General features: G+C 40.5%; 12 protein-coding genes and 1 pseudogene. 8 read left to right on the top strand and 5 right to left on the bottom strand.

What is annotated here, in order from left to right; translation table 11 throughout:
* Window positions 1–116: 116 nt before the first annotated feature.
* The 3 genes from MSMAS_RS07210 to MSMAS_RS19455 all read right to left on the bottom strand — a co-directional run bounded on the left by MSMAS_RS07210 (window position 117) and on the right by MSMAS_RS19455 (window position 2,075).
* Complete coding sequence (locus tag MSMAS_RS07210) at window positions 117–767, bottom strand: HAD family hydrolase (protein ID WP_048046405.1); 651 nt, start codon at window positions 765–767, stop codon at window positions 117–119.
* Between the two features lie 256 nt (window positions 768–1,023).
* The gene (locus MSMAS_RS07205; protein WP_230633357.1) at window positions 1,024–1,833 is read right to left on the bottom strand and encodes a tetratricopeptide repeat protein; all 810 of its coding nucleotides are present in this window, start codon (window positions 1,831–1,833) and stop codon (window positions 1,024–1,026) included.
* Window positions 1,827–2,075 carry a hypothetical protein gene (locus tag MSMAS_RS19455; protein WP_230633356.1) on the bottom strand — a complete coding sequence of 83 codons (249 nt, stop codon included), beginning with the start codon at window positions 2,073–2,075 and terminating at the stop codon, window positions 1,827–1,829. The genes MSMAS_RS07205 and MSMAS_RS19455 overlap by 7 nt, the downstream gene beginning before the upstream one ends.
* A 655-nt stretch (window positions 2,076–2,730) precedes the next feature.
* Here MSMAS_RS19455 and MSMAS_RS07200 point away from each other — a divergent pair.
* The 5 genes and pseudogenes from MSMAS_RS07200 (at window position 2,731) to MSMAS_RS18145 (ending at window position 7,670) form a co-directional block, all read left to right on the top strand.
* Window positions 2,731–4,185, top strand: coding sequence for a phytoene desaturase family protein (locus MSMAS_RS07200; RefSeq protein ID WP_048046404.1), 1,455 nt, complete (start codon window positions 2,731–2,733; stop codon window positions 4,183–4,185).
* Window positions 4,186–4,561: 376 nt separating this feature from the next.
* Window positions 4,562–4,912 carry a Rieske (2Fe-2S) protein gene (locus MSMAS_RS07195; RefSeq protein ID WP_015413236.1) on the top strand — a complete coding sequence of 117 codons (351 nt, stop codon included), beginning with the start codon at window positions 4,562–4,564 and terminating at the stop codon, window positions 4,910–4,912.
* A gap of 80 nt (window positions 4,913–4,992) precedes the next feature.
* Window positions 4,993–5,325 carry a hypothetical protein gene (locus MSMAS_RS18720; protein WP_155395353.1) on the top strand — a complete coding sequence of 111 codons (333 nt, stop codon included), beginning with the start codon at window positions 4,993–4,995 and terminating at the stop codon, window positions 5,323–5,325.
* Window positions 5,326–5,617: 292 nt separating this feature from the next.
* Complete coding sequence (locus MSMAS_RS07185) at window positions 5,618–6,274, top strand: methyltransferase cognate corrinoid protein (protein ID WP_048046403.1); 657 nt, start codon at window positions 5,618–5,620, stop codon at window positions 6,272–6,274.
* A 19-nt stretch (window positions 6,275–6,293) separates the two neighbouring features.
* Window positions 6,294–7,670, top strand: a pseudogene (locus MSMAS_RS18145) (monomethylamine:corrinoid methyltransferase).
* A gap of 131 nt (window positions 7,671–7,801) precedes the next feature.
* On the opposite strand, the gene MSMAS_RS07170 reads toward MSMAS_RS18145, so the two are convergent.
* The gene (locus tag MSMAS_RS07170; RefSeq protein ID WP_011035225.1) at window positions 7,802–8,047 is read right to left on the bottom strand and encodes a DUF2769 domain-containing protein; all 246 of its coding nucleotides are present in this window, start codon (window positions 8,045–8,047) and stop codon (window positions 7,802–7,804) included.
* A gap of 587 nt (window positions 8,048–8,634) precedes the next feature.
* On the opposite strand from MSMAS_RS07170, the gene MSMAS_RS07165 reads away from it, so the two are divergent.
* The 3 genes from MSMAS_RS07165 to MSMAS_RS07155 all read left to right on the top strand — a co-directional run bounded on the left by MSMAS_RS07165 (window position 8,635) and on the right by MSMAS_RS07155 (window position 11,879).
* Window positions 8,635–9,462, top strand: a complete 828-nt coding sequence (locus MSMAS_RS07165) for a hypothetical protein (RefSeq protein WP_048046401.1) — start codon at window positions 8,635–8,637, stop codon at window positions 9,460–9,462.
* Window positions 9,463–9,622: 160 nt separating this feature from the next.
* A complete protein-coding gene (locus MSMAS_RS07160; RefSeq protein WP_048040627.1) occupies window positions 9,623–10,456 on the top strand; it encodes a hypothetical protein in 834 nt (277 codons plus the stop codon).
* A gap of 535 nt (window positions 10,457–10,991) precedes the next feature.
* A complete protein-coding gene (locus MSMAS_RS07155) occupies window positions 10,992–11,879 on the top strand; it encodes a hypothetical protein (RefSeq protein ID WP_048046400.1) in 888 nt (295 codons plus the stop codon).
* Between the two features lie 751 nt (window positions 11,880–12,630).
* Here MSMAS_RS07155 and MSMAS_RS07150 read toward each other — a convergent pair.
* Complete coding sequence (locus tag MSMAS_RS07150; protein ID WP_048043120.1) at window positions 12,631–12,843, bottom strand: hypothetical protein; 213 nt, start codon at window positions 12,841–12,843, stop codon at window positions 12,631–12,633.
* Between the last annotated feature and the right edge of the window lie 155 nt (window positions 12,844–12,998).

The raw sequence follows: 12,998 nt of genomic DNA, 5'->3' as shown, positions 1-12,998 counted from the left end.
TTTTATGAATGTGTTTATATCCACTTATCTTCTCGATTGAAAAGTTCTGATAAATTCTTTAAACTCAATTAAACATTTTAAATCTGATGAAACCTGTAGAAAGTAAGATAAAACCTTCAGATTTTGATAAGCTCTTTAAGTTCTGATAAATTATTTAATACCTTTATGCACGGATACTGTAAAAACTCTTTTTCGTTTGTCGTCCCTGTGGTCACCGCAGCAAAATCTACATTTGCTGCAAGAGCTGTTTTAGCGTCAACAAGGCTGTCCCCAATGTACAGCACATCATTCATCTTCGAGTTAAGGCTGCCAATTGCAAGTAAAAGCCCTTCGGGAGAAGGCTTTGGAACTTTAACATCTTCTCCTCCCACAATAACATCTACAAGGTGTGAAATGCCGTGGATATTTAATGTCTCATCTATTCTATAATGATATTTTGTAGTCACAATTCCGGTATAAATTCCATTATATTTTAACCGCTGAAGTGTGCCTGCAGTATCCTCAAAAAGCCTGGTATTCTTTGACATGATTTCATCGGCTTTTTCCCGGAATAAAGTTTTAAAACAATTTATCAGGGCTTCATCTTTATGACCTGTCAGCTGTACAAATGCTTCGTCCAGAGGCAAACCTACAGTTCTTTTTATGCTTTCACAGTCATGTCCGGGAATGCCCAACCTGCTGAATGCGTGGTTGAAACTTGATACAATACCATATGTGGCATCTGCAAGTGTGTAGTCAAAATCGAAAATAACGGTACTGTACTTCATTTTTCCGCCTCTATGAAATTGCAGAACTTAGAAAAATTTAAGGTTAGATTATCTTTGAATTCGTGTTAGGTGAGATCCAGAATATAAATAATAATATTAACAAGAATAATGTTAACAAGAATAATAGTAACAATAATAATAATAATAATAATAATAATAATAATAATAATAATAATAATAATAATAATACATAGTCCAAATTACAGTACAGAGACCAAATTATAGTACAGAGTCCTGTTTGAAGGACAGAGTCCTGTTATTTTTCATCCGGTTCGAGTCCGGACAGGATTGAAGTTTTGAGGTTTAAGGCATTTATATCTTCAGCATTGATCCTTAAGGCATTTTCCACTGCAGATAACGCCTGTTTATACCTTCCAAGTTCAAAGAGAATGGACCCCTTATTAAACCAGGCTTCAAATATATTTGGATTTCTTTGAAGTGCTTTATCAAGTGCTCTAAGAGCTTCTTCAGGCTTGCCGATCATATAAAGAGTGGAGCCTTTTAAGTTCCAGGCATCTGCATCTCGGGGATTGAGCTCGAGGGATTTATTGAAAGCCCCTATAGCTTCCTCATACCTTCCAAGCATGTAAAGGGCAGAACCTTTATTCCGCAGGATATCTGCATCTTTCGGGTTGCTCTCGAGACATCTGTCAAATTCCTTTACTGCTTCTTCGTATTTGCCCAGTTTATAAGAAGATTTTCCTCTGCGCTCCCAGATGCCGGGATGTTTTGGGGATTGATCCTGGATACTACCTGTTCTTCTTATAAGCCTCTCGTTTTCAAGAGTTTGAAGCATGTTTTTATGTGATTCGATTTCGGGATCTTCAGGATAAATAGCTGAAATCTCGTCAAGTGCATTTAAAGCCTCTCTGTACCTTCCAAGTTTGCACAGGGAAAATGCCTTGAATTTCAGTGCATATCTATAGTTGATACCATAGCTTTTTATCCATGTATCCAGTTTTTCTTCCGACGTCTTTTCTGACATACTTTCCAGAGCGCCGTCAAAGGCATCTATTGCGCCGTTATATTTGCCGGTCTTATAGAGGACCGTGCCTTTAATCAGCATGCTTCAGTAAAATTTTTGTTTTCGTATATTTCCTTATTGAGGAAAGATAATATTTTACTTATGGTTAGAATGCTCTCGTTTTTAAGAGAATAATTTTCATCCTGCATTAAAGACCCGATGATGTTAATTATGTCTAGGTAACTTTCCTTCTGTTCATTTACTTCCGAACCGGTAGATTCTTCATCGAGTGATGAGCTTTTTTCTGTTTTTTCGAATTCGTATTCATCTTCTTTCCCAGTCATAGCATCAGAACCTCACTAAAATACACACATCAGTAAACATCAATAAATATCAGTAATATACACATCAATAAGCCTCATTAACATACACATAATAAACATCAGTAATCAATCGGTTAATTCAGAGGATTCTTACAGAAACATATAAATATTAAATTAAATCCAGATAGTTCCCTCTTAACCGGCAACTCTCCCTGATATGATATTTACAACAAAATACAAAAATATACTTTTTATGAGCATATCCTGAGAAAATAAGTTTTACTGTTTTGCGCCCTGAAGAAAAATAAGCACTGAAAAACTTTCAGATCAGTAATCTGTTAAGACAAAGTTCAGGAAAACTTTTAAGACAAAGTTCAGGAAAAAAGCCGAATTATGAAAATTTCCAGCATTCGGAATAATATTAAATACTATTTTTCTCTCTATACTACTTCTACAGATAGAAAGAAGATATCAAGTTATCTTCTTTGAATCATAAATTACATATAAAAGAATTCCAAACATAACCCCCTGTTTAAAATAATTTATTAAAATTTTGAAGATAATTTTTGTTAAAAATATGTTCGGCACATACAGAGAATATTGTGAGTTAAGATCATATGATGCATTAATGCATTAACTTAAACGATTCATGGAAAAAATAGAGGTAGTTTAGGGAATGAAGAAATATGATGTAATTGTTGTCGGAGCTGGAGTAAGCGGGCTTCTAGCTGCGCTGACGCTTTCAAAGCATGGAAAGAAAGTCCTTGTTCTTGAAAAAGGAGAGCATCTAGGGGGGAACTGCAACAGCTATGTGGTAGACGGCTATCAGGTTGACACCGGAGCACATGCAATAACCCATCTGATAGAGGGACCACTACCAAGACTGATGGATAATTATTTTGACTTCCTCCCTGTGTTTGAGGACTACGGTTATTATTATGTAAGAACTGAAAACGGTTTAACCAAAGTTCCTTCGAACCTGAAGGACTTCGTGACTTTTGATGTACTCCCAAGGAAAGACAGGCTTATCCTTTCACAGACCCTCACGAAAGCCCTTACTCTTTCATCTTTCGGGATAGACCTTTCGGACCAGTCGGTTTATGATTTTCTCCCAAAGAACCTATGTAAAGATACCTACGACTTTGTGGATACGATCTCGGGTTTTCTTTCGGGAAAGTCGATGAAAGATACCTCTGCACAGCGTGTTCTCTCTGGCAGCAGTTTTGTCAGGGACAGCATTACGCAGGAGCAGTTTGATGCTATGATAGGCAAGTTCGAGCACAAAAAACGACAGTCAACTGAGTCTATCCTCTCATCAATCCTCCCATATCACCTTCATGCTTCCCTGCAGGCCCGTGTGGATAAAGTTGCCCAGCCGTTCACATCTCTTGAGAGGCTTGCCACAAACAAAGTAAACTATTCCCAGGGATACCCGAGAAAAGGATTGAAAGCCCTTTTAAATGCAATTCTTTATTCCTTCCCCGATACCGTGGAAATAAAATCCGAATGCGAAGTGACGGGCATCCTGGTAGAGAACGAGAAGGTTTATGGAGTGGAAGCAGACGATATTTATCTGGCTGACCTGATTATCTATACAGGCTTTGCAACCGACCTCCCGGAACTCATTAAGGATCTGCCGCAAGCTTATATCGAAGAGCTGAAAGGGATTGTTCACACCAAAAGCCTTACAATCTGGCTCGGGCTAAAAGAGGAGCTTCCCGAATTCAAATATACGGGCTCAGAGATATGGTTCAAGGATTTTGCTTACTGGGCAATGCCTATCAGCAATTATGACCCTTCCCTTGCCCCTAAAGATAAGCAGCTTGTAGGTTTTTCTTTTGTGATAGACTCGGAACAGACAGAAGAACATGAGCTTAAAAAAGCCTATGACACAATTTTCCGCGCCCTTCCCAATATTGAAAAATACATTGACATGCAGCATGAGCAGATCATGATTCCTGAAAAAGCCGCAGTCACAATTAATGGAAAATTTTCGGATATCCGGACTCCGGTCAAAAACCTGTATATTGCAGGCACGGATACGGACAGGAGAAGTATGGGCATTACGAGGGCAGCGTACTCGATAATAGAGCTTTTGAAAATCCTCAATGAGGATGGGAATCTCCATTAAGCACCTGAGTCGAGCACCCGAGTCAAATTAAAAATCGAAATTCTCTAATTTTTTCTTTTTTACTTGTTCTTTTTTCGATCTTTTTTACTTGTTCTTTTTCTCCTTTTTTTACTCGTTCTTCTTTTCACCCGTTCTTCTTTTCACTCGTTTTTTTCTCTTTTTTACTCGTTTTTCGTTCCTTTCTTTTTATTCTTTCTGCTCCCTCTGCCTCAGTCCGCTTTTTATTCTCTTTATTTCTTTAATTTCATTTTATTTGAGTTCAGCAAAACTTATACGTGGCCAGTCCAATGATTAACTGGAAAGAAAAGAATTCCGGGATTAAAAGAGACCGGGAATGGAATTAATCTCGCAATTCCGGTTTCTGGCGGTTGGTGATATGTCTTCTGAAAAAGTACCTGAAAAAAACTCGAATTCTGATTTTGAGCCTCCCTGGTTTTTTGCAGCTGAAGAAAACAGTCTGAAAGAAGGAAATCTTCTGCGCGTTCAACCAGGGGGCAGAAATGTGTTACTCCTTAAGGCTGAAGGCGAAATTCATGCTTTCACAAATCTCTGCCCTCATGCGAAATGCCCTATGGACAGGGGCACGCTTAAAGAATTTATATTGACGTGCATCTGCCACGGCAGAAAGTTCGATGTAAGGACAGGTGAGTGCCTTAATGATTCACTGCAGTTGAAGCGTTATGAGTGGAAAATTGAGGGCGGAAAGGTTGGAGTCAAAATTGAATAAATCCGGAAGCGACCGGGAGTGAAAAACAAAAACCTGTCCTGGAAAAAGTACCTGCCTCGAACACATAAACAATATATCCGTTGTTAAGGGATTTTAAGATTAACCATACTGCAACAGGGAGAGAAGCAGCAACAGGGGGAAACAGTATTAACGGGGATTCTGGCATTAAAGGAATTTTGAGCCTTTTTTTCGGGCTGATCAGCGTATTTATTTCTCTTTCTTTCTGGGTCGGGATAGGCAGCCTGTTCCTTACATCCTTTGCAATACCATTTGCCCTTGCAGGGATTGTCCTTGCCAGATCACGCCTCAAAGAAAGCAGGGACTCAACTGCACAGGCAGGGCTTACAGCAAGTGTATTCGGGTTTTTGCTGAACATTGCATCATTCATCATGTTTCTCGCCTATTTCAGGTGAACTCTTTTAACGCGAAGCTTTATTACCAGATCTGCACGGCCTGCGGCTATTTTTCAATTTCTCAAAAAAATTATTTACTTCAGGTTTTATACTATTTTATTTTTATATTCACCGAATATTATTTACATGTGAATCCATTTTCCCGCATTTCTCGGGGGTAAATTATATATAGTTATTAGATTCGATAGAAATTTATTTATATTAATAAACGGTAAAGAGATTCCGATAGCCGGCTAATAGAGAAATTTCCTGTACAAAAAAGGACTGGAAAACAGAAAGAAGTGATTATGGGATGACAAATACTGAAATATTTAACAAGTTAACCAATGCGATCGTAACTCAGGACATCGCAGGCTGCGCAAAGCTGACTCAGGAAGCCCTGGATGCAGGAATTTCCCCTCTTGACATTATCACAAAGGGCCTTTCCCCAGGAATGAAGATTATCGGTGACAAGTTCGAAGCTGCAGAGATCTTTCTGCCTCAGATCATGATGTCCGGAAAAGCCATGAGCAGCGCAATGGGAATCCTTACCCCCGAGCTTGAGAAGACCAGAGTAGAAGGAGAGGAAGGAACCGGGCTTGCAATCACCTTTGTTGCAGAAGGAGACATCCACGATATCGGTCACCGCCTTGTTACAACCATGCTCGGAGCAAACGGGTTTGATATCCTTGACCTTGGAGTAGACGTCCTTAACGAGACTGTTATTGAAGAGGCTGCAAAGCGCAAGGGGCAGAAAATCATTCTTGTTGGCTCAGCCCTTATGACCACCTCCATGCTTGGCCAGAAAGACCTCATGGACAGGCTCAGGGAAGAAAACCTCAGGGACAGCGTAAAATGCATGTTCGGAGGAGCACCTGTATCCGACAAATGGATTGATGAAATCGGTGCGGACGCAACCGCAGAAAATGCTGCAGAAGCTGCAAAAGTTGCACTTAACATTATGAAATAAACCTGGGAGGCAAAAGCACATGACATTCAGAAAATCATTTGATTGCTACGACTTCTACGACAGGGCAAAAGTAGGAGAGAAGTGCACCCAGGACGACTGGGACCTTATGAAGATCCCTATGAAAGCAATGGAGCTCAAGCAGAAGTACGGGCTTGACTTCAAAGGAGAGTTTGTCCCAACAGACAAGGGCATGATGGAAAAGCTCTTCCAGGCAGGATTTGAGATGCTCCTTGAGTGTGGTATCTACTGTACGGACACTCACAGGATCGTAAAGTATACCGAAGACGAAATCTGGGACGCAATCAACAACGTCCAGAAAGAATTCACACTCGGTACTGGCAGGGATGCAGTAAACGTAAGGAAGAGAAGTGTTGGCGACAAGAGGAAACCGATCGTTCAGGGCGGTCCTACCGGGTCTCCAATCTCTGAAGAAGTTTTCATGCCAGTACACATGAGCTACGCTCTTGAGAGAGAAGTGGACACAATTGTAGACGGTGTAATGACATCAGTGCGTGGAAAAGCTCCGATTCCAGGAAGCCCCTACGAAGTCCTCGCAGCAAAGACAGAAACACGCCTTATAAAGCAGGCATGCGCTATGGCAGGACGCCCGGGAATGGGCATATAGGGACCAGAGACTTCCCTGTCAGCTCAGGGAAATATATCCTCTGACTGCATGGGAGGCCAGATCTCATCAGACAGCCACGAAGTGTCACAGCTCAATGAACTCAAGATCGACCTTGATGCCATTGCAGTAATCGCACACTACAAAGGAAACAGCGACATTATCATGGACGAACAGATGCCGATCTTCGGAGGATACGCAGGCGGCATTGAAGAAACAACAATTGTTGACATTGCAACACACATCAACGCTTTTGTTATGAGCAGTGCAAGCTGGCACCTTGACGGGCCTGTCCACATCCGCTGGGGATCGACCAACACAAGGGAAACTCTGACCATTGCAGGATGGGCATGTGCAACTATTTCAGAGTTTACGGATATGCTCTCAGGAAACCAGTACTACCCGTGCGCAGGTCCGTGTACTGAGATGTGTCTCCTCGAAGCTTCAGCACAGTCTATTACAGACACGGCATCTGGAAGGGAAATCCTATCAGGTGTGGCATCCGCAAAGGGTGTAGTGACTGACAAGACAACAGGTATGGAAGCAAGGATGATGGGAGAAGTAGCAAGGGCAACTGCAGGTATGGAAATCTCAGAAGTTAACAAGGCCCTCAATGCTCTTGTGCCGCTTTATGAGAAGAATTACGCAACTGCACCAGCAGGAAAGACTTTCCAGGAATGCTACGACGTAAAGACAATTACCCCAACTGAAGAATACATGCAGGTATATGACGGAGCAAGGAAGAAGCTCGAAGACCTGGGACTTGTATTCTAAGAAAAAAGTATAAATCAGCTGATCTGGGCTTTTGAGCCCGAATCAGTTATTTCCCACTAATTAATTTATGGTGTTCCTTCTTTCGCTTTCCGATAGTAACTTATTCAGGGCCTGGAAAACAGGTTACTGGTTTATTTCTCTGACGATTCCCTCATACAATAATACGAATTCTCGAACCCAACTCTTTTTGCAATAGGACATTCTGAGCATATGCATCCATTTTTTTCGCTTATGTATTTGCTTTTCGATATCGTGTCCAGGCAGAATCCACCTCTTTCCCCGCTTTCAACCCATGAAGGACAGTCAGGGCAGATACACATCTGTGTGACAATTTCTTCCTGTTTTGTAATTGATGGAATATGCGTTGAATCTTCCATACAGCTCCCCCTATTCCAGAATCCTGTTTTTATCCCTTTAATATTGGCTTCCAATTTAAAAAATATCTGGCTTTGCAGAATTGAGGCTCTATCTGCAGGGAATTGATGATTACGAGAAAAAGCAGAACAGGAAGATTGTGATTAAGTCTCAGGTCCAGAGAAAGTTTTGAAGAAAAAATGAAGGAAGTTAGTTGCTCACGAGTCAACGTCAGGAACGGACAGGAAGAAGGGATGAAACCTATCCTTCTAGAGTAATCGTTTCGATTCTCGTGTGTGTGTGAAATGAGGCTTTGATTTACTCGTAAGCAACCGGTATCTTACTACCGTATATTTCTATTTAAAACTTTTGGTAATGAAAAATTCTGATTATTATGTCATTGAAAAATATATCAGGCAGTATTTCACAGGGTCAGGCATTTTCATTATATGTTAAAAGAGGAAAAAGTAGAATTCTTCAGCACCTTTCTTATCCATTTATGACAAAGCTAATATCCTCACATATCCATACATAATCAAAAGAGAATCTGGGGGCATGAAGGATTCTACCGCTTGACGAAGAAGAAGCCTTAGAGATAGGGCTGGCTTCGGTGGAAGAAAAAGATGAAGCCGGTGTAATCGAGATCCTTTACTACCTGTCAGGGCTTGCAGCAAGATATGCAAATGAAGGACTGGAAAATGACACCAGGAAGTTAATTGAATACATGAAAGAGATCGGGGTAGCATCGGCTCTTGCACGGCAAGAGATAGTTGTTACGAATACCATTCTACTTTTTTCTCCTGTTGCAAAAGAAGCTTGCAGACAGGGAATGGAAAATGCTCTTGTCAACATTGCACTTGCCCTTGGGGAAGTTGGAAAGGCGGCAGCCGGGCAGAAGATGGAAATCCCGGCAAAAACTGCAGCTTCGTGTCTTGGGGAAATGGGAAATACCGCAGCCTTTACAAAGACCAGAAAAGAAATAATCGCAATCATTTTTGCTCTTGGGGAGATTGGAAAAAGCTTAACAAATCAGAGTCTGGGAGATGTCGCAAACAGTACGGTAGCTTTACTTGGGGAAACAGGAAAAGTTGCAGCAAACCAGAAATTTGAAGATGCAACATTGAATGTCGAGCTTCTGTTACAGGAAATAGGAAAGGGTGCAATTGAAAAAAACCTTAAAGAAACTGCCAGTACCAGTGCCCGCTTACTTGGGGATCTCGGAAAAGCCGCTGACAGGCAGGGGCTTGAAAGGGCATTGCTTCAGGCGGTTTACTCCCTTGAGACGATTAAATTCGATGCAGAAGACCGCTATCTCATGAATGCATCCATCATAGCTGAAGTAGCTCTCATGCATTTTGAGAGTCTGGATCTAAACAAACTGGAAGAAAAGCTGAATAAGAATTTCAGAGGGAAGAGAAGATTTACCAATAACGATTGATAAGTATTTCGAGTCCCGAATGAAGCATTCCAGGCGAAAACTCATACGAGCATCTGAAAAACTTGACCTGTTTTACGAGAGCAGGGTTTGAATGCCGTAAGGCAATCTCACACCGGGGATTACCTGCCTGATAATAAGAAATCTAAATGGGGTGTTCTGAATGTCTATTTTAAACGAATCCAGGGCAATAGACCTTGGCTTGAGTTCTGTTAAAGATAATAATGAACTGGGAGTATTGAGGTCTATAGATTTTTTAACAGATCAGGGAACAAAGTATATAAATCAGGGGCTTGAGCCTGACGCAAAAAGGACCATAATCAGTATAAGAGATATTGGAAACGCCGCTGCTCTTCAAAAAATGGAGCTTGGAGTTCTGATCTCCCTGGTATCGCTGGGGAGGATGGCTGAGGTTGCAAGAGAGCAGAAAATGTCTAATGCCGGTTTGAGCATTATTTACTCTCTCTGTGCAGTCGGAAAGTCCGCAGTCGGACAGGAGATGGAAGCAGCAGTCAGGATTGCAGTTGCATACCTCGGAGAGATTACAAACTCTGCCTCCCTCCATAACCTGAAAAGGGAATCCCTTGTGTCTACTCTTGCCATAGGAGCCATAGGAAAAGAGACATCCGGGCAGCAAATAATCAGGGTTCCGGAAAACGGCGGGATCTTTTCCGCAGGATCAGGCATTTTTTCATCCATTCAGGAGATGGAGCCGACCATTTTTACTGAAGAACTCCAGGGCACCCTGGCACACCTTATGGAGCACAGGGGAGAGATCCGACCTTTTCAGCACACTCCTATTTTTACCAGCCAGCATTTCTCGGATACAGACTTCAGAAACTTTGAGGATATTATTATAAAGGCTTCCAATGCGCTTGGAACCATGATGCTTGAACCAGGGGAAAAGTTTCTTGTAAGCTATATGCTCATGACAAAGCTTTCTATTGAAACTTTTAATGGGTCTGAATATATCCATGAAGCTGAATCCTTTGAGTGAGAAAATTGCCTTAAAAAACAGATATCAAACCTTAATTCTAATTTTCCCCGTAAGATTTTTACAGTAAGATTTATTCAATAAAATTCATTCTGTGAAATTTATCCGATAAGATCCATTCTGCAAAATTTTATCAATTAAAATTTATTTCTTGAGATTTATTCAGTAAAATTTTTTCAGTAAAATTTTATCCATAATTTCAATTCATGGTTTTTACCGGAACATGCTTGCTGAACTTTAAACAGCTTTTTGCCCATGATAAAAAAATGGCCTTTCAGCCGATCAGCGGCTTCATATCTTAAAAGTTTCTCAATTTAAGAATCTTCATTACAAAATAGCAAAAATAATAATCATCGGATTTCATAGAGTAAAGCCAGGAAATACCCCTGCAACAGTTCAATCCGGCCTAAGAATTTATTGCTGTGTAAAATATATAAATTAACACCTGCAGCAAAAAATAAACTTAACGGTGTGAAATGTGCAGGAAAACAGGATTAAAGGTTTAATTGACATAAACTGACAAAAAGGGGCAAAAAGAATGATCACATTAAACGAAGCAGAGGCGGTCGATGCAGGCATATCCTCAGTTGAGGAGAGAAACGAGAGCAGAGTTTTCCAGGCCCTTGATTCCCTTACAGGAATTGCAGAAGGTTTCATTTCTGAAAATGAAGAGGCAGATGCTGCAAGAGTTATCCTGTCGATTTCGGATATTGCACAGGCGGCTACACAGGAAGGTATGGAACTTGTTACGATCAGTTCAGTCCTTGCCCTCGGAAAACTGGCAAAAGCAGCTGCAAAAAAAGGACATGTGATGGCTCTGAACAGAGCAACAGTAGCAACAGGAAAACTGGGGAAAGTAGCAGCATCAAACTCTATGGAAGCGGGCTCAAAAGTAGCTGCCACAACCTTAATGGAAATATGGAACTTTTCATATCCTGAAAACAAAGACCGTGAAGAATTGTTTGCTTTTTCCCTGCTCTTAAAAGACATAGGAGCTGCTGCAGCGGGACAGGGTATGGAAGAAGCTCTGCTTAATGCAGTAACCTGTCTTGGAGAAGCAGGAAAAAAAGAAGCTGCAGAAAAACTGGAAACCGAAACCATCAACACTCTTCTGCTGCTTGAAGAAATAGGCGGGCTTGCTGCAGAAAAATACTTTGACGAAGCCCTGAGTTCCGTAGCCCTTTCTATTGAAGAAACGGGAAAGATCGCCTTAAAGAAGGGTCTCCGTGAGGCTGCACTCCAGAGCCAGTGGGCTCTTGAAAGCTTGAAAATACAGGCTGAAGAAAAAGCCCTTACCAATTCCCCTATTGTTGCGGAAATGGCTCTTGAAAGCTTTAAATTTACAGATATTGCAGAGACCAGTGAAAATATAGAAAAACTTCACGAAATAAAGGAGATACAGAAAAAAGTTTATTCAGGCCTGTAAAAGGGAGAGCCCCCGAAACCTTATTTATTATTTTTTTCTCTACTTTTTCCGGATTTTTTATTTCTATCTATTTACGCGGATCGTTTACATGTCTGTCTTTCAGAAAAATATATTTGATTGATTCGCTTCCAGTTCTAACTTTTTATAGCCTGCAGGTAATAAAACCCAATAACTTAAAACAACTATCTGGGGATCTCTGCAAATATTTAATCCAGAAGATAATTATTACTTTTTGACTCCTTTTCAAAGATCATTTATTAAATATTATTAAAAAAGTTTATGCTGGCAGGGAGAAGGTAAGGAGTGGAACCCTTTTCCCTGCCACGGAGGTTGTATTGCTGGTACTCACACGGGCAATATGCCAGAAACCCGCCTGAGTTATTATTCAGATGATATATATTATACATGTGATGTATTTAACTCTTTCGTTTTAATGAAAACGTTAGTCTGTTTTGATTAATAATTTCCATAGTTTTCAGCGGACAGGGAACATAAAACATGTATGGACATAAGTGCCCGTATAAAGTCATTAATATAATAAAATTAAATAATGTTTTGTCTTGAAAAAAATTAATTTATAATGAATAGGGGAATATTGTTCAAATAATAATCGTGTTTAACGTGCCTGTTTCTTTTCAAATCAACCTGTATTCTGCCATCGTAAACTTTAGCATTTTAAAAGTTAGCGGCATCAGCCAGAAAAATATAGCAGTGTCGGCAGTACCGGGAAAGAAATTTTGCCGGCATCTCTTCAGTAAACCTGTTTATTGCTTTCCGGCCAGTCGGTACACGGGCGCGACATAATCAGGACCAGTTCTTTTATTTCACCAATTGTGGGCTTGATAAAATTAGATATTTGCCCATTCTGATAAAAGCCTCCCGTAACTGCATGGACTTTGTCAATACCTTTAATGATCCTGATGCCCGGGCTCAGAACAAAAGCTTCTATTCTGCCGGGATTCATGTAAGATTCATATGATTATCGTTGCGGTGACTATTTTACCAGCAATAAATTCCAGTTTACCAGCAATAAATTCCAGTTTATCAGCAATAAATTCCAGTCTAATGAATACTATTTAAATGAAAAAGGATGAAGAGATCAGATATACATGTGAAAGG

This window comes from Methanosarcina mazei S-6 (genome assembly GCF_000970205.1).
GTDB classification, from domain to species: Archaea; Halobacteriota; Methanosarcinia; order Methanosarcinales; family Methanosarcinaceae; genus Methanosarcina; species Methanosarcina mazei.
Note: the sequence above shows the minus strand (reverse complement) of the source record. Positions and strands in the feature narration are given on the sequence as shown.

Bases quoted from the DNA above. Each gene is read 5' to 3' on its own strand.
- MSMAS_RS07210 (WP_048046405.1), bottom strand. From the start codon at position 767: ATGAAGTACAGTACCGTTATTTTCGATTTTGACTACACACTTGCAGAT.
- MSMAS_RS07205 (WP_230633357.1), bottom strand. From the start codon at position 1,833: ATGCTGATTAAAGGCACGGTCCTCTATAAGACCGGCAAATATAACGGC.
- MSMAS_RS19455 (WP_230633356.1), bottom strand. From the start codon at position 2,075: ATGACTGGGAAAGAAGATGAATACGAATTCGAAAAAACAGAAAAAAGC.
- MSMAS_RS07200 (WP_048046404.1), top strand. From the start codon at position 2,731: ATGAAGAAATATGATGTAATTGTTGTCGGAGCTGGAGTAAGCGGGCTT.
- MSMAS_RS07195 (WP_015413236.1), top strand. From the start codon at position 4,562: ATGTCTTCTGAAAAAGTACCTGAAAAAAACTCGAATTCTGATTTTGAG.
- MSMAS_RS07185 (WP_048046403.1), top strand. From the start codon at position 5,618: ATGACAAATACTGAAATATTTAACAAGTTAACCAATGCGATCGTAACT.
- MSMAS_RS07170 (WP_011035225.1), bottom strand. From the start codon at position 8,047: ATGGAAGATTCAACGCATATTCCATCAATTACAAAACAGGAAGAAATT.
- MSMAS_RS07160 (WP_048040627.1), top strand. From the start codon at position 9,623: ATGTCTATTTTAAACGAATCCAGGGCAATAGACCTTGGCTTGAGTTCT.
- MSMAS_RS07155 (WP_048046400.1), top strand. From the start codon at position 10,992: ATGATCACATTAAACGAAGCAGAGGCGGTCGATGCAGGCATATCCTCA.
- MSMAS_RS07150 (WP_048043120.1), bottom strand. From the start codon at position 12,843: ATGAATCCCGGCAGAATAGAAGCTTTTGTTCTGAGCCCGGGCATCAGG.